The organism is Nonomuraea sp. NPDC049750 (assembly GCF_040659625.1).
Taxonomy (GTDB): Bacteria; Actinomycetota; Actinomycetes; order Streptosporangiales; family Streptosporangiaceae; genus Nonomuraea.
In genome coordinates this window covers 688,934-710,722 of record NZ_JBFANB010000001.1, presented here as the reverse complement: position 1 = coordinate 710,722, position 21,789 = coordinate 688,934, and the positions used below count along the sequence as shown (strand labels likewise).

19 protein-coding genes and 2 pseudogenes are annotated in these 21,789 nt (G+C 68.4%); 12 read left to right on the top strand and 9 right to left on the bottom strand.

The genetic code is table 11. The features are described from left to right. Positions 1-44 precede the first annotated feature (44 nt). Positions 45-566: a hypothetical protein gene (locus AB0J16_RS03420; RefSeq protein WP_358534214.1), complete on the bottom strand. Its 522-nt coding sequence runs from the start codon at positions 564-566 to the stop codon at positions 45-47. 348 nt (positions 567-914) lie between these two features. Here AB0J16_RS03420 and AB0J16_RS03415 point away from each other — a divergent pair, with 348 nt between their 5' ends. From AB0J16_RS03415 to AB0J16_RS03405, 3 genes and pseudogenes are all read left to right on the top strand, one after another. Beyond that, positions 915-1,349 carry a hypothetical protein gene (locus tag AB0J16_RS03415; RefSeq protein WP_358534211.1) on the top strand — a complete coding sequence of 145 codons (435 nt, stop codon included), beginning with the start codon at positions 915-917 and terminating at the stop codon, positions 1,347-1,349. 36 nt (positions 1,350-1,385) lie between these two features. Then, a complete protein-coding gene (locus AB0J16_RS03410) occupies positions 1,386-1,904 on the top strand; it encodes a hypothetical protein (RefSeq protein ID WP_358534208.1) in 519 nt (172 codons plus the stop codon). Positions 1,905-2,099: 195 nt separating this feature from the next. After that, positions 2,100-3,557 (top strand): annotated as a pseudogene (locus AB0J16_RS03405) (BTAD domain-containing putative transcriptional regulator); the annotation flags it as partial. A 1,689-nt stretch (positions 3,558-5,246) separates the two neighbouring features. On the opposite strand, the gene AB0J16_RS03400 reads toward AB0J16_RS03405, so the two are convergent. The 4 genes from AB0J16_RS03400 to AB0J16_RS03385 all read right to left on the bottom strand — a co-directional run bounded on the left by AB0J16_RS03400 (position 5,247) and on the right by AB0J16_RS03385 (position 9,414). Next, a complete protein-coding gene (locus AB0J16_RS03400; RefSeq protein WP_358534206.1) occupies positions 5,247-6,083 on the bottom strand; it encodes an ABC transporter permease in 837 nt (278 codons plus the stop codon). Beyond that, on the bottom strand, positions 6,080-7,120 hold the full coding sequence (locus AB0J16_RS03395; protein WP_358534203.1) for an ATP-binding cassette domain-containing protein: 1,041 nt from the start codon (positions 7,118-7,120) through the stop codon (positions 6,080-6,082). Before AB0J16_RS03395 ends, AB0J16_RS03400 begins: the two co-directional genes overlap by 4 nt. A gap of 185 nt (positions 7,121-7,305) precedes the next feature. Then, complete coding sequence (locus AB0J16_RS03390) at positions 7,306-8,763, bottom strand: pentapeptide repeat-containing protein (RefSeq protein WP_358534200.1); 1,458 nt, start codon at positions 8,761-8,763, stop codon at positions 7,306-7,308. A gap of 255 nt (positions 8,764-9,018) precedes the next feature. Beyond that, positions 9,019-9,414: a hypothetical protein gene (locus AB0J16_RS03385; protein WP_358534197.1), complete on the bottom strand. Its 396-nt coding sequence runs from the start codon at positions 9,412-9,414 to the stop codon at positions 9,019-9,021. 91 nt (positions 9,415-9,505) lie between these two features. Between AB0J16_RS03385 and AB0J16_RS03380 the strand changes: the two genes are divergently transcribed. From AB0J16_RS03380 to AB0J16_RS03345, 8 genes are all read left to right on the top strand, one after another. Further along, positions 9,506-10,645, top strand: coding sequence for a serine hydrolase domain-containing protein (locus AB0J16_RS03380; RefSeq protein ID WP_358534822.1), 1,140 nt, complete (start codon positions 9,506-9,508; stop codon positions 10,643-10,645). 482 nt (positions 10,646-11,127) lie between these two features. After that, positions 11,128-12,153: a LacI family DNA-binding transcriptional regulator gene (locus tag AB0J16_RS03375; RefSeq protein WP_358534820.1), complete on the top strand. Its 1,026-nt coding sequence runs from the start codon at positions 11,128-11,130 to the stop codon at positions 12,151-12,153. After that, positions 12,146-13,027 carry a ribokinase gene (locus AB0J16_RS03370; protein WP_358534194.1) on the top strand — a complete coding sequence of 294 codons (882 nt, stop codon included), beginning with the start codon at positions 12,146-12,148 and terminating at the stop codon, positions 13,025-13,027. The genes AB0J16_RS03375 and AB0J16_RS03370 overlap by 8 nt, the downstream gene beginning before the upstream one ends. Next, positions 13,017-13,388, top strand: a complete 372-nt coding sequence (locus tag AB0J16_RS03365) for an RbsD/FucU domain-containing protein (protein WP_358534191.1) — start codon at positions 13,017-13,019, stop codon at positions 13,386-13,388. Before AB0J16_RS03370 ends, AB0J16_RS03365 begins: the two co-directional genes overlap by 11 nt. A gap of 14 nt (positions 13,389-13,402) precedes the next feature. Then, on the top strand, positions 13,403-14,374 hold the full coding sequence (locus AB0J16_RS03360; RefSeq protein WP_358534188.1) for a sugar ABC transporter substrate-binding protein: 972 nt from the start codon (positions 13,403-13,405) through the stop codon (positions 14,372-14,374). Then, a complete protein-coding gene (locus AB0J16_RS03355; RefSeq protein ID WP_358534185.1) occupies positions 14,371-15,858 on the top strand; it encodes a sugar ABC transporter ATP-binding protein in 1,488 nt (495 codons plus the stop codon). The genes AB0J16_RS03360 and AB0J16_RS03355 overlap by 4 nt, the downstream gene beginning before the upstream one ends. After that, complete coding sequence (locus tag AB0J16_RS03350) at positions 15,855-16,853, top strand: ABC transporter permease (RefSeq protein ID WP_358534182.1); 999 nt, start codon at positions 15,855-15,857, stop codon at positions 16,851-16,853. Before AB0J16_RS03355 ends, AB0J16_RS03350 begins: the two co-directional genes overlap by 4 nt. A 294-nt stretch (positions 16,854-17,147) precedes the next feature. Continuing rightward, complete coding sequence (locus AB0J16_RS03345) at positions 17,148-17,486, top strand: MiAMP1 family antimicrobial peptide (RefSeq protein WP_358534178.1); 339 nt, start codon at positions 17,148-17,150, stop codon at positions 17,484-17,486. A 149-nt stretch (positions 17,487-17,635) separates the two neighbouring features. Here AB0J16_RS03345 and AB0J16_RS03340 read toward each other — a convergent pair whose 3' ends face one another. Next, positions 17,636-18,169 (bottom strand): RICIN domain-containing protein, encoded by a 534-nt coding sequence (locus tag AB0J16_RS03340; protein WP_358534175.1) that lies wholly within the window; start codon positions 18,167-18,169, stop codon positions 17,636-17,638. 183 nt (positions 18,170-18,352) lie between these two features. Next, positions 18,353-19,048, bottom strand: a complete 696-nt coding sequence (locus AB0J16_RS03335) for a WYL domain-containing protein (RefSeq protein ID WP_358534172.1) — start codon at positions 19,046-19,048, stop codon at positions 18,353-18,355. A gap of 49 nt (positions 19,049-19,097) precedes the next feature. On the opposite strand from AB0J16_RS03335, the gene AB0J16_RS03330 reads away from it, so the two are divergent. Beyond that, positions 19,098-19,790 carry an alpha/beta hydrolase gene (locus tag AB0J16_RS03330; RefSeq protein ID WP_358534169.1) on the top strand — a complete coding sequence of 231 codons (693 nt, stop codon included), beginning with the start codon at positions 19,098-19,100 and terminating at the stop codon, positions 19,788-19,790. Between the two features lie 80 nt (positions 19,791-19,870). On the opposite strand, the gene AB0J16_RS03325 is transcribed toward AB0J16_RS03330, so the two are convergent. Both AB0J16_RS03325 and AB0J16_RS03320 read right to left on the bottom strand, forming a co-directional pair. Continuing rightward, positions 19,871-20,356, bottom strand: coding sequence for a hypothetical protein (locus AB0J16_RS03325; RefSeq protein WP_358534166.1), 486 nt, complete (start codon positions 20,354-20,356; stop codon positions 19,871-19,873). Positions 20,357-20,563: 207 nt separating this feature from the next. After that, a pseudogene (locus tag AB0J16_RS03320) lies at positions 20,564-21,787 on the bottom strand (MFS transporter); the annotation flags it as partial. Positions 21,788-21,789: the final 2 nt, after the last annotated feature.

The window sequence follows — 21,789 nt, the reverse complement described above, 5'->3', positions numbered from 1 at the left end:
GCGGTATCCGGCGATTGCCTCCGTCTCATTATGACCGGAGGACCTTATACCTTTTCGGCAACAGCCTCTCTCGGCGCGGACAGATGTGCGGTGATCAGTCCAATGGCCATGATCAGCCCGAACACGAGAAAGGGCCAGCCGTAAGGTCGGCGGGGCGCCCACTGATCGTAGGCAGTCGACACTCCCGCCAAGATCACTGCAGCATTCAGCACCCAGCCTGCGCCCAGCCCCACCAGACGGGTACTCCGCCGCGTCAGCAAGAGAACGAGGACCACAGCGGTGACGATTCCCGGCCAACTCATCAAGGCGTATTCCAGGTCATCGCTGTATTCCCAATAAGCAGGACTATCGTTCGGGCCAAGAACTGCGCCCTTCAGCGCCTCGCTCAGAGGGCTCGCGACGAGGGAGAGAGGAAAGGCGATCATGGCCATGAACAGGCTTCCGTAGAGTCTGTCACCGAGGTAACCGCCTGTGGTCAGCCATGTCAGCGTGAGCACAGCCGCCGTGTACGCGCCCGCGATCAACACCGTCGGCAGGCTGTGGCCGCGGGTGATGGCTCGAATCATGTCGTTCCTTCCAGAGCGGCGGCCAGTGCTTACCTTCGGGGTCGGTGTGTCCGGCTTGGCGGACCTACATGATCAGGGCTTGAGGCCATGCTCGGCAAGGAGGTCGAGGGCCCGGTACAGAGGGTCGCTACAGTCCTGTCGAACCATGCCATGGTCAGCTCGATCGGGTTGCGGTGAGTACGGCGATGTCATGGTCGAAGCAGACGATGATGTGGCCTTGTGGGGCCGCAGCGACGGTGGCAGAGATGGAAGCCTGCTCATCCCGTCCTTGCCCTACGTCTCCCGAGGTGGTCTGGATCCTCCTCCACGGTAATGTCCTGATCTTCGCGTCGTTCCTTCGGAGGAATCATGTCCCGTCCCGAGCTTCCCCAGCCGGCGCCCGGTGATGTGCTGTTGGTCGCCACGCGCTACGAGCACGGCAAGGCCTCGTGGGGCGGGCTGCTCAACGAGATCGGGGGCCATCAAGAAGGCGACGTGCTCGTTCTCGGAGGCAGCGGGATGCGACTCCGCCTGGTCGAGGATCCTGGATGGGATGACCTGCACGGCGGTAACGTTCCGGCGCTCATCCTGCACGGTGGCCCCGTGCCGCCGGTCGTCGTCTTGGCGGACACCCCGGTGGTGTACGGCGGGGATGGGCCCCTGCTGGTGGACTTGGCGACGGTACCCGGGCGCGGCGTACGTGTTCCGCCGGCCCGGCTCGGCGAGATCCTGGCCGCCCTGCTGGGCAGCGCGCTCGCGTTTGACGACCTAGTGCGCGACATGGACAGGTACGGAATGTACTAAGGGGACGGCGGCCGGCTGGCCTTCCCCGTGCTGACGGTGCCGCCGTACAGGTCCTTCCCCGCTCTGCCCTCCACCGACGCGGCCATGCTGGTCCGCACCTCCTTCGACGACGAGGAGGGTTGGCGCGTGCTGCTGGACGAATTGGGCGGGCTGGACAAGGACGGCTGGCTCGGCGCGGACCTGTACGCGGATGAGACGGACGAGACGGACGAGACGGATGACACGGACGACACGGATGAGGTCGACGCGGATCACTACCCGTGGGAGGCGCTGGTCGTCGACGACCGGACCTTCGAGGGACTTCAGCCCGGTCAGGTCCCGGCGCTGATGCCGCCTGAGGAGAACCCCACGCTGATCGCGCTCGCTGACGCCCGGACCTTCGCCGAGTCCGGCCGACCGCTGACCGTCGTCGACCTGTACGACACCCCAGGGCAACCTGCCGTCGTCCCTTGCCGCATGGTCGGGTCGATCGCGTGCAACCTGGAGATCGCCAACATGGACTTCTTCGAGTTCATTGCCGAGGAGGGCGTGGAGCCGTGGTGGGAGGGCTCATGAAAGACATCCCAGGAGTTCGACGGTGAAGCCGTAGCACGCGGCCTCGAGTACAGGACGTGGAGATACTCGCGGTCACGCCGCCCACGTCTAACTCGTCCGTAAGCTGAGGGTGTGTCCCCCGCTCTGGTCCTGCTCGACGGCGTCCGCTGGCAGGGTGTGCCCGTAATCGGCGATCGTGCGCAGACCCTGCTGTCCATGCTCGCCATGCATGGGCGTGCGGGGGTCAGTGACGAGCGCCTGGTCGAGGAGCTGTGGCCCGACGAGGTGCCGGCCAATCCGACGAAGGCGCTGCAGGTGGTCGTCTCGCGGACCAGGGCGGCGACCCATGCCGATGTCGTGGTGCGGATGTCGCGCGGCTACCGGCTTGGGCTGGCCGCCGATCAGGTGGACGCGCTGCTGGTCGGCGCGCTGGTGAAGGAGGCGCGGGCCGCACTGGGCGAGGACGACGTGGCGCTCGCGCGTCGCCGCTCCGAAGAGGCCATGGCTCTCGTGGCCGGCGGCTCGGATGGTGTCATGGGCGGGCTTGCCGAGCTGAGGGGCTCGGATGGTGTCATGGGCGGGCTTGCCGAGCTGAGGGGCTCGGATGGTGCCACGGGCGCGCTAGCCGAGCTGAGGGGCATGGCGGCGAAGTGGGTGGCTGAGGCGCGGCGGGTGGCGGCGATCGCGCGGGGCCGGAGCGGCGCTCACGAGGCCGCGCTGTCGCTGCTGGAGGAGGCCGCGGTCGATTGGCCGCACGACGAGGAGCTGCTGGTCTGCCTGCTGCGGAGCGAGGCCGCCGTACGAGGTGCCGCCGCTGCTCTGGAGCGCTACGAGCGGTATCGCACGGGCCTGGTGGCGCGGCTCGGCACCGGACCAGGGCCTGAGCTCGCCCGCGTGTACGCCGAACTCCTCATCGCGGATCGGCCGGTGCGTGCCGGCATCCTTTTCGACGGCTCCTCGTTGCTCGGCCGCGACGGCGACATCCGTGCGGTGCACGCCCTGCTACAGACCAACCGGGTGGTCTCCATCGTCGGCCCTGGTGGGCTGGGCAAGACGCGGCTGGCTCATGTCGTCGGCAGAGACGTCGCGCAGCCCGTCGCTCACTTCGTCGAGCTCGTCGGCGTGTCCTCGCCGGAGGGCGTGGTGGGTGAGGTTGGTTCGGCGCTCGGGGTTCGGGATTCGGTCAGCGGGCGTCGGGTCCTGACCGCTGAGCAGCGCTCAGACGTTCGCGCCCGGATCGCCCAACATCTCGATCAGGCCCCGGCGCTGCTGATCCTGGACAACTGCGAGCACGTGATCGAGGCCGTCGCCGACCTGGTGGCGTTCCTGACCGTGACGACCCGCGACCTGCGGGTGCTCATCACCTCGCGCGCCCCCTTGTCGATCCCCGCCGAACGCGTCTACCTGCTCGGTGAGCTGCCCACGGGCGACGCGGTGGAGTTGTTCCGCCAGCGCGCCACGGCCGCCCGACCGGGTGTGCGGATCGACGAGGGAGTGGTCGAGGAGGTCGTCGCCCGCCTCGACGGGTTGCCGCTCGCGATCGAGCTGGCCGCGGCCAAAGTGCGGGTGATGTCGGTGGAGGAGATCGCGCGGCGCCTGGCGGACCGGTTCGCCCTACTGCGTGGAGGGAACCGTACGGCCCCCGACCGGCACCAGACGCTGCTCGCGGTAATCGACTGGTCATGGAATCTGCTGGAGGAGCCAGAACGGCGGGCATTGCGGTGGTTGTCGGTGTTCGGTGATGGTTTCACGCTGGCGACGGCCGAGCATGTACTCGGCCCGGACGCCCTGTGCGCCGTTGACGCGCTGACCGAGCAGTCGATGCTGAGCGTCCACGAGACGACGTACGGCCTCCGCTACCGGATGCTGGAGACCGTCAGGGAGTTCGGGCGGATGCGGCTGAAGGAGGCCGGTGAGGAGGCGCCCGCCCGGGCGGCGCAGCGGGCCTGGGCGACAGCGTACGCCCTCGAACACGCCTCCGCCCTGTTCAGCCCGGCGCAGTTCGCGGCGGCCGACGCGTTGCACGCCGAGGAGGGCAACCTCGCCGAACTGCTCCGGCAGGCTCTCGGCGAGCCCGATCCCGTCACGATGGTCCAGTTGCTGGCAGGCGTCGGCGGGCTGTGGTCGATCCGTGGTGACCACTCCCGGGTGTTCGTTCACCGGGACGCGATCGCCCAGGTGATCACCGGCTGGGTGCCGCCGCCGTACCTCGTCGAGGTGACCAGGGGCGCCATGCTGATCACACTCGCGAACATCATGATCGTCACCGACCGCAGCGGCGATCCGCTGCGCGATCTCCTCCGTACGCTGCCCACCAGTGACACGACGGATCCCCGCCTGGCGGCGATGGCCATGGTGGTGCTCGCGTGCGACGCGCCCGATGGCGCCGACGTGCGCCGCCGACTGGCGGAGTTGTGCCGGAGTGTCGACCGTGACGTGGCCTTGGCGGCGATGCAGACGAGCGTCCACGTCTTGGAGAACTCGGGAGACGTGACCGGGGCGATCGAGGCCGCCGAGCGAACCCTGACGATGCTCCGCGAGGACGAGGGGCCGTGGTTCGCCGCGATCATGCACGCCCTGCTGGCCCACCTGGTCATGCAACTCGGCGATCGCCGGCGGGCGGTCGGACACGCGCGGATCGCCATCCCGGTGCTGAGCCGGCTCGGCACCACAGACGATGAGAGCCAGCTCCGCTCGCTGCTCCTGGTCTCCGCGCTCGCCGACGGCGACCTCGACACCGCGGCGGCCGAGCTCGCCGAGATCACCCGGATCAACGACAACGAGGCAGTGCTCGGCGGGGTGGCGATCGTCTCGTTGTGCGCGGCCGAGCTCGCCCTCGCTCGCGGTGAGACGGCCGCCGCGCTCGCGGAATACCGCCTGGCCGTCCAGCGGGCGCGCGACCTGCGCCTGCCCGGTGTGGCGCAGACGGAACTCATGCCGTGGACGATGATGGCGGAGGCGGTCACCCTGACGGCGTACGCGTACCACGCCTCGCCGGAGGACGTCCGGTACGGCGAGGAGTTGTTCGCCACCGCCCGGGGCTACGACCTGCTGGCCGCGGAAAACCCCATCCTCGACTACCCGATGTGCGGCTCGATGCTGTTCGGGCTCGGCGCCTGGGGGCTGCTGCGGGGAGCCATGGCCCCCCGCGACGCGATCAGGTTGCTGGTGCTGGCCGAGCGGTTTGCGTACAGCGGCAACATGCCCTGCATGAGCTTCGAGCGGATCGAACCGTACGCGGAGCGGGCCGCGCCCGGGATGATTGCCTCCTTGCGGGCCGAATACGGCGATCGGCGCGGCTCCGACCTGCTCGACGAGGCGCGCGGTCTCGTCGAGCGGGTCTCCGGTCGTGACGGGGGCGGGTCACATGTGCCGCTTGTAGCTGCGTACCGACAGCGGCGCGAAGATCGCGATGACGATCACGCACGCCAGGAGCGTCCAGGCCACCTCTGCGCTGACGAGGGCGCTGTTGGCGAGGTCGCGGGCGGCCGTGACCAGGTGTGAGACCGGGTTGATCCGGACGAACGCGGCCAGCCAGCCGGGCAGGGTCTCGACGGGGACGAACGCGTTCGACAGGAACGTCAGCGGGAACAAGATCATCATGGAGATGCTCTGGACGGCCTGGGCGCTCCGGGCGATCGTGCCTACCCACGTGAAGACCCAGGCCAGCGACCAGCCCGTGATGATCGCCAGCAGGATCGCGGCGAGCACGCCGCCCACTCCGCCGCCTGGGCGGTAGCCCATCACCAGGCCCATGCCAAAGGTCAGAGTGGCCGCGATCGTGTAGCGCAGCAGGTCGGCCACCATGGGGCCGGCGAGCGGCGCGATCCGGGCGATCGGCAACGACTTGAACCGGTCGAAGACGCCCTTCTCCATGTCCTCGCGGAGTTGCGTGCCCGTGGCCATGCACGTCGTCAGTACGGTCTGGGCGAGGATGCCGGGGATCATCAGGGGGAGATAGCTCTCCACGTCGCCGGCGATGGCGCCACCGAAGATGAAGGCGAACATCGCGGTGAACAGGATGGGCTGCAGCGCCACGTCGAAGAACTGCTCCGGGTTGCGGCGCATCTTCTTGAGCGCCCGCCACGCCATCGTCAGGGTCTGGACGATCGTCTCCCCCGTGGAGACGCGCCGCCGGGCGGCCGCCACGCGGTCGGCGGCCCGGACCGCCTCGCGGGCGGGTGCGGTCATGGTGCTCATCGGTTCTCCTTCGTGCCGGTCTCGTCCGTTCCTGTCCGGTCGTCGCTGTCCGTCTTGTGGCCGGTGAGGGCGAGGAACACCTCGTCCAGGCTGGGCTTGGCCACGCTCACCGAGGAGATCGACACCCCGGCGGTACGCAGTGCGATCAGTACGTCCGCGGCCAGGTCGGCCTGGTCGAGGGCGACGTTGAGGCGGCCCTGCTCCGGGCTGAGTACCGGGTCGGAGCCGAGGACGCGCCGTACGACCTCCACCGCGGCGGGTACCTCGCCCGGCTCGGCGAGCAGCAACTGGAGTGTGGAGTTGCCGACCGCGGTCTTCAGCTCGTCGGGCGTGCCCTCGGCGACTTTGCGGCCATGGTCGATGACGGCGACACGATCGGCGAGCTGATCGGCCTCGTCCAGATATTGCGTGGTCAGCAGTACTGTGCAGCCCTCAGCGACCAGACCGCGGATGGTGTCCCACATCTGGCCGCGAGTGCGCGGATCGAGACCGGTGGTCGGCTCGTCGAGGAAGATCAGCGGTGGCCTGGTGATCAGGCTGGCCGCCAGGTCGAGGCGCCGGCGCATGCCACCGGAGAACTGCGCGATCGGTCTGTCGGCGGCCTCCTCCAGGCCGAACTGGCCCAGCAATTCGACGGCGATGCGCCGGGCGCGCGGCGCGGCGATGCCCTGCAGGCGGCTGAAGAGCCAGAGGTTCTCGCGGGCGGTCAGGTTCTCGTCGACCGATGCGTACTGTCCGGTGACGCCGACCAGCTGGCGGATCATGTGCGGGTTGCCGGCCACGTCGACCCCGAAGATCTCGGCACGGCCCGCGTCGATCTTCAACAAGGTGGCCAGCATCCGCAGCATGGTGGTCTTGCCGGCGCCGTTCGGGCCGAGGACGCCGAAGATCTCACCGGGGCGTACGTTCAGGTCGATCCCGTCGACGGCGCGGTGCTCGCCGAACGTCTTGGCAAGCCCTTGCGCACGTACGGCCAGATCGGTTCCTCCGCCGGAGGCCGGGCCGCCCCCGGTACGTCCGAGTTCTGTGATGCTCATGGCTTCACTCTCGGGGGCGCCGGTTTCACGGCACCCTCGGCCGGTTTCACCGGTTGCCGGGAGCGGCGTCCGAAGCTGGGCCAGTCACCCGGCCAACGTTGCGTGACGGGCCACTTGCGCGGCAGCACGGGCTGCGGCACGAAGGCTCATAAGTCGTTCAATGCCGCAACTTCTCGCGCGTCCGATCAGTCGTGCGGTTTCTCCAGTGGCACCGTCTCAGCGGCTGGCGGCGGCTCGCCCTTTCGCTCCAGCACCCTGACGCCGTCCGCGCCGGACGCCACCCGCCAGCCCGCTGGCCAGACCAATTGCGCGCCCGGCGCCTGCGCCACCTGCGCCCCGGCAAGATCAACCCCTTCCTTGAAGGCCGCCCCGCCGAAGTTGGCGTCCGTGAAGAAGGTCGCCCCGCCGAACTCGGCGCCCCCGGAGAAGGTCGCCCCACCGAAGTCGGCGTTCATGGAGAAGGTCGCCCCGGTAAACCGGGCGCCCCCGGAAAAGGTCGCCTGGGCGAACTCGGCGCCCCCGTTGAAGGTCACCTGGGCAAACCCGGCGTCCCCGGAGAACGTCGTCCCGACGAACCCGGCCCCGCTGGAGAAGTCCGCCTGGGCGAAGTTGGCGTTCATGGAGAAGGTCGCCCCGGCGAACTCGGCGATGCCAAGGTTCGCCCCGGCGAATCTGGCGCCCCCGGCGAAGGTCACCCCACCGAACCCGGCGGTCCCGATGAAGGTCGCCCCGCCGAAGTTGGCGTTCATGGAGAAGGTTGCCCCGGCAAACCGTGCACCCCCGAAAAAGGTCGCCCCAAGGAACTTGGCGTCCCCGAAGAAGGTCGCCCGATGGAACACCGCCTGCGCGGTGCGACAGTAGGCGAAGTCGAAGTCGATCAGCAGCGCCCCGGTCAAGTCGATGCGGATGTCGTGCCAGAACTGTTCAGGCGGGGCGGTGGTCGCTCGCTCATGGGGTGAGCGGTTGTCGCGGAGGTGGTCGGGGAGGATGCGCTGCGCGGTGAGGCGCACCTGGCGCTCGTTTTCCGGATCGGCGCCGGGGGAAACCGGCGCCGTGCCGATGGTGGTGCGGTCGGCGGCGCGGTAGCGGCGGGCGGCGTCCCGCAGCGTCTGGCGGCGGGCCTGCTCGGGGTCGGGCGGCTCGGGTGGGGTGTAGGGCATCCGCAGGTAGGCGCAGATCACGTTGACGATGGTCTGCCGGTGGCCGGGGTTGTCCTGGGCCAGTCGTTCCAGCGCGTACAGCCCGGCCAGCCGGACTGCGGCCTTGTCGTGGCCGAGCTGCTCGGCGGCCTTGGTGTACAGCTCGGTCACCCGCCGCTCGGTCGCGTCGTAAGCGGTGACGTGCGCGGACATCTCTTGGTGGCGCTGGCGGCGGAAGGCCAGCATCAGCGTGATGGCCGCGCCCACACCGGCGCCGGCCGCCAGCGCGGTACGGATGATCTCGCTGCGCGCGGCCGTCTCGGCCGCCTGCTGCGGTGTCGGCACCGCGGGCAGCCCGGCCAGCAGCCACCATGCCACCGTGTACACCGTGCCGACTACGACCAGCGCGGCCGGGGCGATCCACCATGCGGCCGGGCGCGGTTCCCGCAGCGCGGGCACTCTGGTGGTACCGCCGCGGCGGCGAAACGTCTGAGGCAGGCGCATACCGCCATATCAGCCGAAAGACCCTCGCGCGTTACTGAACCCCCAGATCGCTATCACCGAAAGATCCAGGTCTCGCACAAGCATTCTGACGACTTGCCTCATGATCGATGAGACAAGCTCGCTGTCGGACTGTCTCACTTATCTGGGGCAGCGCAGGTCATGGATCTTCCCATGCCTCGGGATCAGCGAGCCGGGACACGCGCCTTCATCCCCCAGTTCGACAGGCGGAGGTAATCCACGATGGTGTAGTACCGGTCATCGCTGGAGGATCTGTCGACCCTGGTAGAGGGTGGTGCGCACCTCGTCGTACACGCCTGCGGGCCGCCTGTCCGTGGTGGTGGCCAGCACCGCTCTGAGCGTGGCCTGGTTGGCGCGGTCGACGAAGCCGGACTTCAGTACGAGCCGGAATGGCGGCCAGTCGTCGGACACCCAGGTCGCGTCAGGCGCATGAAACTGAAGGGTGGTGGCCGGCGCAACTGCGACCGTGACTTGACCATGACACGGCGCGGACAAGATGGCGACACGGCTGGTCGACAGTGGATCGCGGTTGACCGGCGGGCGAGTTGCCGAGTGTGCTGCGAGACCCGGCGGCGTGTCACGCGTGTTGTTGATGGTGATCCCTGGCATCTCCGACGCCTCCGTGGCGTCCATCGGCGAGACGGCACGACAGGTCATCGCGTGATCCGCCCGCGCCTTGTTGACCCCTTGTCGTCACCTCGAAGGAGTTGTTGTCTTGAAGCGCATGTCTGTTGCCGCCGCGACCGCGGCAGCCCTGCTGCTGGCCACCGCCTCGCCCGCGACGGCCGCCAGCGCCGCCGGCGCCGCCGCGGTCGGCGACGCCCAGCAGGCCATGGAGAACCTCGCCAAGACGCCCGGCGTCGTGGGCGCGATCGGCGGCGCGTACGTGGACGGCAAGGCCGCCGGCCAGGGCACCGCCGGGTCGCGGCTGCTCAACGGCGAAGGCGGCACGATCCCGGCCGACTCCCGCTTCTACATCGGCTCACAGACCAAGGCGATGGTGGCCACCGTGCTCCTCCAACTCGTCGAGAAGGGCAAGCTCGGCCTGGACGACAAACTCGCTGACCGGCTGCCGGAGGTGGCCGCCGACGGGCTGGTGGAACGAGCCGGCGAGATCACCGTCCAGCAACTGATCCAGCACACCTCCGGCATCCCCGACTGGTGGTCCCGGAGCGGCTCGACCGAACCGGCGTTCGACGTCTTCGACTTCACCACCTACTACCGGCCCATCGACATCGTGGAGACGACGCGCGGCTTGCCGCGCACCGGCGAGCCGGGTGAGAAGTTCACCTACTCCAACACCAACTACACCCTCATCGGCATGCTCATCGAGCAGGTGACAGGTCACACCCTGGCCGACGAACTCGACCGGCGCCTGTTCCGCCCGCTCGGCATGACCCGGACCTACGCGCTCACCAAGCCCCCGGAGGGCATCAAGGGCCCGCACGGGCACGGCTATTACGCTGACTCCACCGGCACTCTGCGCGACATGCACCGCGCCAACGCCAGCTGGGGCTTTGGCGCCGGCAATGTCGTCTCGACCACGCGTGACGTCAGCATCTTCCAGCGGGCCTTCGACCAGGGCAGGCTGCTGCCACCGTCGCTGCGGAAGGTCCTCGCCGGTGGCTCTGCCGGTGGGTCAGCCGACGGCGATGGCAGCGGCAGCGCGCGGCAGGGCACGGAGAAGTGCGAAGAAAATCTGAACATGCAGGGCGGCTCGGGACTCGGCTACACCACACTGATCCTTTACTCGACCGATGGCCGACGGCAGTTCGAGATCTCCGTCACGCGGAGCACCACCGACGACGCCATCATCCCCGAAATGATCAAAGCCGGCCAAGCCGTCCTGTGCCCGACGGGTTGAGGCTCTTCGCGTCGACGACTATCTCACTCCGGGTGCATCTCCTACCCGCCCGGGCATCTGTCCGAAGTTCGACAAAGGCCGGATCGCCCAGCCAGGCCAGGCGCGGCGGCTGAATTCGATGGCCGGCCGTCCGGCCGGGCGCCGACGGCAGTACCCAGGCATGCGGGCATCCCGCATGCCTGGACTCTTCAGGCGGCTCCCTTGATCCGGTACGCCTTGGCCGCGCCGACTCCCTCCTCCGAGCAGAATCGTGCGCCCACCGCGTAGCTTCCAGAACCGCCTGACCTGCGCAGACTCCGCGCGCTGCCGTACGAAAAAGATGCAATGTACGAAATCAGCAGGTCGGCGCACAACCTCAGACCGCTGTTTGTGGCCATCCTGAAACCTGGCGATAACAGATTAGTAACGACTCATCTACACGAGTTGCTCCTGCGGATTCTCTGACCGAATACTGCATCAACACGAGTAGATGGGACTTGCTAGTGGTCACACGCCGCGATGTGGCGCGGCTGGCCGGCACCTCAGACGCCGTCGTCAGCTACGTGCTCAACAACGGGCCGAGGAATGTCGCCCCGCACACCCGCGAACGGGTGCTGCGCGCGATCGACGAGCTCGGCTACCGGCCGAACGCCGTCGCCCGCTCGTTGCGTACCAGCCGCACGCACACCATCGGGCTCGTCGTCCCCGACAACGCCAACCCCTTCTTCGCCGAGCTGGCCCGCGAGATCGAGGACGTCGCCTTCGAGCACGGCCTGACGCTGCTGCTCGGCAACGCGATGGACGACGACGATCGCGAGGCCGCCTACGTGCGGACCCTGATCGACCGCCAGGTCGACGGGCTGATCCTGATTCCCGCCCACGGCCCGCACGCCTGGCGGTCCCAGCTGGCCGCCTCCAAGGTGCCGTGCATCGTGCTCGACCGCGCGCTCGACGACGCCCCGGCCAGCCACCTGCTTCTCGACAACGAGGGCGGTGCGTACGAGGCGACCGGCCACCTGCTCGCGCACGGGCAGCGGCGTATCGGCTGCGTGGCGGGGCCGGAGAACATCCATCCGACCGTCGACCGTGTCGCCGGCTGGTCGCGGGCGCTGACCGAAGCCGGCCTCGACCCGGCCTCGATGCCGCTGGCCCATGGTCCGTTCGGGCGGCGGCAGGGTTATCTCAGCGGCCGCCGCCTTCTGTCGCAGGAGGACCGGCCCACCGCGCTCTTCGTGACCAGCGACGAGCAGGCGATCGGCGTCATGCGCGCCGCAGCCGAGCTGGGGCTGAGCGTGCCCGGCGACGTCGCGCTGTGCTCGTTCGACGGCGTCGCCGCCTCCTCCTACACCGTGCCCGCGCTCACCACAATGCGCCAGCCGATCGAGGTAATGGCCAGGCGCGCGGTGGAGCTGCTGATGGCACAGATCGGTGACTCATCGGGAGGCGAACGTGTCGTCCTGTCCGCCATGCTGATCAGGCGCGGCTCATGCGGCTGCCCTGACCCGGTCGGCGGGCTCGACGATGCGTGAGCTGGAGCTGGTCGTCGCCGGCAGTCTCAACATGGATCTCACGGTTCCGGTGACGCGCCTGCCCGGCAGGGGCGAGACGGTCGCGGGCGCCGCCGCGGTGCGGGCCGCCGGAGGCAAGGGCGCCAACCAGGCGGTGGCCGCCGCCCGGCTGGGCGCGCGGGTCCGCCTGGTGGGCCTGGTCGGCGACGACGCGCTGGGCCGCGAGCTGCTCGCCGCCGTGGCGCGCGAGGGCGTGGACGTCTCGGGCGTACGGCAGGCGCCCGCCGCCACCGGGCTGGCGATGATCGTGGTCGAGGACGGCGGCGAGAACATGATCACCGTCGCCAGGGGCGCCAACGGGCTGCTCCGCCTCACGGACCTCGATCTCACCGGCGCCGACGCGCTCCTGCTGCAGTTGGAGATCCCGGTGGCCGCCTGCCTCGCCGCCGCCCGTCAAGCCAGGGCGCACGGCGTGCCGGTGATCCTCAACGCCGCGCCGTACACGCAGGGTCTTGAGGAGCTGCTCACCCAGGTGGACCTGCTGATCGTCAACGAGGGCGAGGCCGCCGCCCTGTGCGGCGACACCGACCCCGCCGCGCTGCTCGCACTCGGGCCGCGCGCCGCGGTGGTGACGTTGGGCGAGCACGGGGCGCGCGGCCAGGACGCCTCCGGCGCCTGCCAGGTGCCCTCCTTCCCGGTGCCCGCGGTGGACGCGGTCGGCGCCGGGGACACCTTCTGCGCGCAACTCGCGCTCGCCCACGCGGCCGGCCTGCCCCTCGACCAGGCTGTACGGCGGGCCTGCGCGGCCGGCGCGCTGGCCACCACCGGCCACGGGGCCCAAGCCCCCATGCCCACCGGCGATCAAGTGGAAAGGCTGCTCGCCCGTGCGTCATGACGGCCTCTGGCATCCCCGCCTGCTGCAGATCCTGTCCGCGGCGGGACACACCGACCTCATCGTGGTGGCCGACCCCGGCCTGCCCGTCCCGCCCGGCGTCGAGACGGTCGACCTCGTCTGGCGCAGGGGCGAGCCCGCCTTCCTACCCGTACTCGAAGCGGTGCTCGGCGAGCTCGTCGTCGAGACCGCCTATGTCGCCGAGGAGTCGCCGCCCGGCTTCCTCGACGGCCTGCTGACAAGAACAGAACGCATTCCTCACACCCAGCTCAAAGAGCTCACCGGCCGGGCCCGCGCAGTCGTGCGGACCGGCGAGGCGACGCCGTACGCGAACGTCGTCCTCCAAGCGGGCGTTCCCTTCTGAAGGAGAAACACCGAATGAACAAGAAGATCGTCGCCGTGGCCGGTCTGGCCCTCGCGCTGACCGCCTGCGGCAAGGAGGGCGGCACCACCACCGGCCAGACCGCCGCCGCCCCCAAGCCGGGCGAGAAGCCGGGCATCTGCCTGGTGATGAAGTCGCTGGCCAACGAGTTCTTCCAGCAGATGCAGAAGGGCGCCGAGGAGCACGCCGCCAAGCGCGGCGACCTCACGCTCAGCGTCGTCGGCATCCAGAACGAGACCGACATCGACAACCAGGTCGCCGCCGTCGAGAAGTGCGTCACCCAGCAGGCCAAGGCGGTCGTCATCGCTCCTGCGGACTCCCGCGCGCTGGTCGCGCCGATCAAGCGCGCCGTCGACGCGGGTGTGAAGGTCGTCAACATCGACGTCCAGCTCGACGAGGGTGCGATGAAGGCCGCCGGCATCGGCGACAAGGTGCCCTTCGTCGGCCCCGACAACCGCGAGGGCGCCAAGCAGTCGGGCATGGAGCTGGTCAAGGCCGTCGGCAAGGACGCCGAGGTCGTCATCCTGGAAGGCAACCCCGGCGCGGCCAACGCCACCCAGCGCAAGGCCGGCTTCGAGGACGCGATCAAGGAGGGCGGGCTCAAGCTCGTCGACGCCAAGACCGCGCATTGGGAGACCGACGAAGCGCACACCGTCTTCGGCAACATGCTCAGCGCGCACCCGAACATCAAGGGCGTGCTGGCCGGCAACGACAACATGGCGCTCGGCGCGTTGAAGGCGATCGAGGAGCAGGGCAAGAAGGGCCAGATCAAGGTCGCCGCGTTCGACAACATCCCGGCCATCGCCCAGTACGTCAAGGACGGCTCCGTCGTGTCCACCCTCGACCAGTACGGCGCGCAGCAGGCCTCCAACGGCATCGACTACGCCATGAAGATGATCGCCGGCGAGAACTTCGGCGGCTGGCAGAAGACCGAGATCAAGCTCATCACCAAGGACAACGTCGGATGATGACGGTCAGCGGCCTCGTCAAGCGCTTCCCCGGTGTGGTGGCGCTCGACGGGGTCGACCTCGACATCCGCGCAGGCGAGATCCACGCCCTCGTGGGCGAGAACGGCGCGGGCAAATCCACGCTGGTCAAGGCCCTGGCCGGGATCCACGCGCCGGACGGCGGCACGATGACCTTCGACGGTGCGCCCTACACCCCCGCCAATGCGGCCGACGGTCTGGCCGCCGGGATCTCGGTGGTCCACCAGGAGCTGGCGCTGCTGCCCTACCTCACCGTGGCGGAGAACCTGTTCCTGCGCGAACTGCCGCGCACGGCGGGCGTCGTCGACAGGAAGCGGCTGCGCATGGACGCCGCGCGGCTGTTGACCGAGATCGGGCTGGATGTCTCGCCCGACACCCTGGTCGAGCGGCTCGGCATCGCGCAGATGCAGCTGGTGGAGATCGCGAAGGCGATCTCCACCGACAGCAAGCTGCTGATCATGGACGAGCCGACCGCCACGCTCACCTCGCGCGAGGCGGGACGCCTGTTCGACATCCTGCGGGCATTGCGCGAACGCGGCGTGGCCATCGTCTACATCTCCCACCACCTGCAGGAGGTGCTGGAGCTGGCCGACCGGGTCACCGTGCTGCGCAACGGACGCAGCATCGAGACCCGCGAGATGGCCGACGTGACCGCGCCCGACCTGGTCAGGCTGATGGTGGGGCGCGACCTGTCGCAGGAGTACCCGGCCAAGCCGCCGACGGCGCTGGGCGAGGTGGCGCTGAAGGTGCGCGATCTCAAGGTCGCGGGCTTCGAAGGGCCGCTCTCCTTCTCGGTACGGCGCGGCGAGGTCGTGGGCCTCGCCGGGCTGGTCGGCTCCGGCCGTACCGAGGCGATGCGCGCGATCTTCGGCGCCGACCCCGCCTTGTCCGGAAAAATCGAGCTTTACGGCGAGAAGGTACACATCCGGCATCCCAAGGACGCCGTACGGCACGGCATCAGCTTGCTCACCGAGGACCGCAAGTCGCAGGGTCTGGTCCTCGACCTGCCGATCAGCGCCAACGTCACCCTCGCCAAGCTGCGTGGACTCCTGGTGCGCTTCGGTCAGGAACGCTCGCTCGCCGAGGCCCTCGGGCGGCGCCTGCACCTGCGCTCCTCGGGCGTCGGCCAGCACGTACGTACCCTGTCGGGCGGCAACCAGCAGAAGGTCGTGCTGGCCAAGTGGCTCAACGCCGGATCCGACATCCTGATCGTGGACGAGCCCACCCGCGGCATCGACGTCGGCGCCAAGTACGAGATCCACGAGCTACTGCTCGGCCTGGTCGCAGAGGGCAAGGCCCTGCTCGTCGTCTCCTCGGACCTGCCGGAGCTGATGGGCATCTGCGACCGCGTCCTGGTCTTCTCCCGGGGCAAGATCGCCGGAGAGGTCACCCGGGCGGACTTCGACGCCGAGCGCATCCTCACGCTGGCCTACTCGGGCTACCTCAAGAACGGTGAAACACAATGATCAAAAGGCTCGTGCTCGGCGAAGCCGGCATCGGCGTCGCCTTGGTAGTGCTCGCGGGCTTCTTCGTCATCCTCGCACCGAACTTCGCGACCGAGCAGAACCTGCGCAACATCATGACCCAGATCACGCTGAACACCGTGCTCGCCGTGGGCATGACGTTCGTGATCCTGGTCGGCGGCATCGACCTGTCGGTCGGCTCGGCGATGGCGCTGTGCGCGGTCGTGTCGGGCACCATGATGGCCGGATCCGGCTCCGCCTTGACGCTGGTAGGCGGGATCCTGGTGAGCATGCTCGTCGGCGGCGTGGTCGGCTGGGTCAACGGGTTCGTGTCAGAACAGTGGCGGGTGCCGTCGTTCATCGTCACCCTGGCCATGCTCAACATCGCGCGCGGCGGCGCCGAACGGTATACCAACGCGGCCACCATCTACAACCTGCCTGCCGCGCTCAACGACTTCGGCACCCTCACGCTGATGGGCATCCCCGCGGTGTTCTGGGTGGCGCTGCTGCTGGCAGGGGCCGGCTGGTTCGTGCTGTCGCGCACCGTCTTCGGGCGGCTGATCTACGCCACCGGCAACAACGAGGAAGCCGTCCGCCTGTCCGGCCACAAGACCTCCCGCATCAAGATCGCCGCCTTCATGATCGCCGGTTTGACCGTGGGCATCGCGGCCATCCTGTACATGGCCAGGCTCAACATCGCCAGCCCGATCCTGGGCCAGGGCTACGAGCTCAACGCGATCGCCGCCGTGGTCATCGGCGGAGCCAGTCTGATGGGCGGGCGCGGCTCCATGGTCGGCACGTTCCTCGGGGCATGTCTGCTCGGCGTGCTCACCAACGGGCTGCTGCTCATGGGCGTCTCCGACTTCGAACGGCAGATCATCACCGGGCTGGTGATCCTGGTCGCCGTGGTGCTGGACGCGTACCGGCTCCGCCTGGCCCGCAAGCTGGCTGTCACCCAACCCGCGCAGGCACTCACGCCGGCGACGATCCCCTCCTGACCACATCCGAGGCGGCGCCTTCGCATGAGACCGCCGTGGCTTTACGGCCAGTTGTCACGTGCGGTGTAGGTGGGGTGCAAGTGACGATCAAGAGCTGATCCATATGTTCTTCTCGTTAGGAAAACCTATGAAAAGGACGGACCCTTGCCCCGCTCCTACGGCGAGTCCAAGCTCGTCGTCCGCTACCGAGCCGGTCTACGGCTGCGGCGTTCGGGCTCTCTGCCCACGCGAGTGGTGAGTGTCATGGGACTTCTTTCCTCAGGCAATCAGTCGAGACGCATCCGGAGGATCGCTGTGAAGAGCATCAAGAGAATCGCCCTCGTCTCCGCCATCTCTGCCTCCCTGGTCGCGGTCATGGGCGGTGCCGCCAACGCCTCAATGCCCGCGGACACCGGCTCGACGTACGTGGCCTACGAAGGGCCGGGCTTCACCGGCCAGACACAGGTCATCGACAGGTGCGGCACGACCAACCTCCGCTACCGCGGGTCGTACAAGTGGTTCGGCTCCGGCCAGTCCGGCCGGATGCACAACGAGATCAACAACAGAGGGCCGGTGCACTTCACGCTGCCCACCAACGGCAACGCGAAGCAGGGGACGGGCGTCGGCTGGAAGAGCATCTTCGTGGTGTGCTGACACCCACCCCTTGACGTGGCGGCCTCACCCCGGGGATCGGTGTCGTTGATGCCCTGGGGTACATCGGAACTGCCGGGCGCGACCAGAGATCAGGACGTTCGGGATCAGGACGTTCGGGATCAGGACGTTCGGGATCAGGACGTTCGGGATCAGGACAAGGTGTCCTTGACCGCGATCTGGCCATCCTCGACGACGAACTTCTGGTTGGTGTTGTTGGGGTCGCACTGCCACAGGTACACCTGGATGCCGTTGCCGCGGCCGTTGGTGGCGTCCAGGCATAGGCGGTTGGCTGAGTTCAGGGTGGACTTGAGGATGATCTGGCCGCCCTGGATGACCCAGAGCTGGTTAGCGTTACCCAGGCACTGCCACTGGTAGACCCGGGTGCCGTTGGTTCGGCCGTTGGAGGAGTCCAGGCACATCATCTGGCTCGTGCCGATGGTGTCTTCCACCTTGATGAGGCCGTCCTCGACGACGAGCTTCTGGTTGGTGTTGTTGGGGTCGCACTGCCACTGGTACATCAAGACGCCGTTGCCGCGGTAGTTGCTGACGTCGACGCACATCGCGGTCCCGAGCGGGATGGCGCGGTTGGCGGCCCCTTGCCCGGCGGCCACCGCAGGCGGAGCGGTGACCGCGCTCATGGTGGTGGAGATGACGGCGGCGGCCAGCAGATGGCGAGCAAGCATGGGTGCCTCCAGAAGAGTTGATCAAGACTCCAGCACCATGTCACAACTGAAAGTAGTTGATCAATCACCGTCCGCACAAAGCTCCGTGCGTCGCGATGTGCTGCCCGCCAGAGGCGAAGCTTCGGGCATCCGCGATTGCGGTTCAGGATGATCCAGAACGTACAGACTGGATCACATCGCCCGTCACACCCGGACGGAGGCCGCCGTCGAGGGAGGCGTCCCTAGCTCTTCGACGGGTACGTCGATGGCGCGCTGAGTGGTGAGACTCGCGCGTTCGATCCGATCGAGGCGGAACCATCGGATGGCCTCGCGGCGCCGGCAGTGCGCAATGAGGAACCAGTGCCCGGCCGTGAACGCGAGCAGCTGAGGGTCCACCCGGCGCGTTGTCGGCGTTCCATGACTATCGCGGTAGTGCAGCGAGAGGACCTTGCGTTCCTCAAGGGCATGCTCGATCACGTCGCGTCGGCGCGGATCAGCTGCCTCGGTCGTGGTGTGGTCGATCCAGATGCGCTCGGTCAAGTCGTCCGCGTGCCGTCGCGCCTGCGGGTCCATCACCGCCAATACCTTCACCAGGGCGGCTCGGGCCTGCCTGTCGAATGGTTGTCCACGGTGTGCCGCGATCGCCGCGGCGAGCGCGCAGGCTTCGGTGGCGGTGAAGTTCACCGGCGGCAGGGTGGCGGCACGATCGACGACATATCCACCGAGCCGGCCCGTACGTGCCCAGACTGGAAACCCGCCCTGTTGCAGAGCGGAGATGTCGCGCTTGACGGTGCGGACACTGATCTCGAATGCGGCGGCGAGCTGTTGGGCGGTGCGGCCTCGCGGACCCGCACGGCGGAGATCTTCGCGGATCGCGTAGAGCCGATCGGTGCGGTTCATCCATAAATGGTGCCATAACGGTGACATCCAGCACCTTCAGAATCGGAGCATGACGAAGTCGCGAGAACCCATCCTGTTGCTGAGCGGTGCCGGTCTTCCCGTCTGGATCTGGGATCAGGTGCGCGAAGAACTGGCCGCATCGCACCAGACGGCGGTCGCTGAGCGACCGCGTCATGATCGCGCTTCGCTCACGGAGTACGCCGCCGCGGCGCTGGATTCGGCACCGTGGGAGCGATTCGCGGTCGTCGCGCACTCCAGCGGCGGGACTGTCGCGACGGAAATCATGACCCTCGCGCCTGACCGGGTGGGCGCGTTCCTGGCGGTCACTGCTGTCGTGCCGAAGCCGGGACGCAGCTTCGTCGCGTCGATGCCGATGCCGAATCGGCTCGTGCTGAGCCTGGCGATGCGGCTGGCCGGCACCCGACCGCCCGATGCCGCTATCCGGCGCGGCGTGGCCAGCCGCGTCGACACGAAGACGGCCGATCGCATCGTGGCGGAGTTCCGCCCCGAGTCTGTGCGTCTCTACCGGGACACGCCGCAAGACGGCGTTTTTCCCGAACGTCGAGGCTACCTCTCCACCAGCCAAGACGCTGAGCTCCCGATCGGACTGCAACAGCGATTCGCGCGCAACCTCGACACGAGCTGGAACGAATCCCTCGACAGCGGACACCTGCCGATGCTCGAAGCGCCCGACGCTCTCGCCCGGCGAATCACGAACTTCCTCGCCGACAGACCCAGTTGACCGAGAGGTGTACGAGGGCCACCCCATAGTTGGGAGTGGCCCTTTTAGCACAGCTCCAATGAAGCAGCTTTTCTGCCGACTCAGTTGTAGGGATTGTCGTAGGTCACGGATTTGGTGCGACTGTTGTAAGTCTGGCCGGGATAGAACCAGCCGCCCGTCACGTACAAGGTGACATTCGTGAGGGTAGTGGAGTGGGTGTATTCACCGTCGTAGAGGTATAGGTACAACTGGCAGCCAGGGGGAGCGGCCGCCGTGCCCGTCTGGCTCGGGTAGAAAATGGTGCCGCCGTTGACGGAGACGTAGAAGTTCGGCATGGGGTAGGACCCGCTCCCCCAGCACAGCCGGAGCGCGTACCTGAACTTCGTGTTCCCGTCGTCGAACGCCAGCGTGCCGGTCAGCTGGGCGAGCATGATCGACGGGCCGGCGTTCGAGGTCACCGTGAGGGATACGGCCTGGTCTGGACCGTAGGCGGCGTGCGCGGGAGTGACGGGCACCAGGATTGCCGCGAGTGTTGCGATGGCGACGGCGACAGAGCTGGCCGCACGACGTACTTTGGAACGTGTCAATTCCAACCTCATCTCTCGCATGATGTCGGCGGAGCGCGCACGGAGACTATTTTCGGGGCCTCCAGGTGTCCAGAGAGACGATCGGGAGCCACTGATTCGGCCGGCATTAACTTGCGTCATGGCGGCTCTCGCGAGAGTGAACCAGGCGTGCCACCAGGTCGGGGATTAGCCTGCGGAGCCGTAATACCGACGTGACGAGTGAAAGTTTCATTCCACCGAGACGCGGTCGGAGACGGCTGGACCGGTGTGATCGTTACTCGCTGAGCGTGCCGGTGGACTGGTCCGGCGCAGGACAGTTAGGGCGATGAGGGCGGCGGCGACCAGGAGTGCGGCGCTGAGCGTCAGGCCGAGCGCGTATCCGTTGTTGAGGGCGATGGGCGTGACAGCCTGGCCGGTGCGGTTGTGCGCGACGGTGCCGAGGGCGGCCAGTCCGAGTGAGGAGCCGATCTGGCGTGAGCTGTTGAGCAGGCCCGAGGCGGCGCCCGTCTCGTGGGGTGCGACACCTGCGGTGGCGATGGAGACGATCGGTCCGAGGCAGAGCCCGAATCCGACGCTGGCGACGATCGACGGGCCCAGGACGTCGGTGATGAAGGTGCCGTCGGGGCTGATCAGGCCGAACCAGGCGAACCCGGCCGCGGTCAGCAGTCCGCCGCTGATCAGGAGGGTCCGCGGTGCGAGACGGTAGCCGAGTTTGATGGCGAGTATCGAGCCGGCGACCACGCCGAGGGCGAACGGCAGGAACTCGAGCCCGCTCAGAGCCGGCCCGGTGCCGAGCACGAGCTGAAGGTACAGCGACATGAAATAGAACGCCGAGGCCATGGCCCCGCCGACGAGGAGGTTGTAGGCGTTCGCGCCGGCGACCGAGCGGTTGGCGAACAGGCCGAGCCGGATCAGCGGGTCGCGGGTGGTGGTCCGCTCGACGTAGACGAAGGCGGCCAGCAGCGCGGCGGCGCCCGCCAGAGTCGTCAGGGTGATCGGGGAGGTCCACGGATACTGGTCGGTGCGGACGACGCCGAGCACCAGCAGGGCTATGCCCGCCGTGGCCAGGATGGCGCCCAACACGTCCGGGCGGCCGTTGCGAATCGGGGGCGGGTCGGCGGCGACAGCCCGCCAGGCCAGGGCCAGCGCGCCGGCCGCCATGGGGACGCTGACGAACATCACCCAGCGCCAGCTGGCGTACTGGGTGAGTACGCCGCCGATCAGGACACCGAGGGCGCCACCTGCGGCGTTCACCGCGGACCATACGCCGAAAGCCCGGACGCGGGCCTTGCCCGTGGGAAACGTGGAGGTCAGCAGCGCCAGCGCGGCCGGAGCTACTGCGGCGGCCCCGATGCCCTGGACGGCACGAGCGGCGACAAGCTGGCCGGGGTCCTGGGCGAAGCCACCGACGAGCGAGGCGAGGCCGAACACGGCGAGCCCGAGCAGCAGGACAC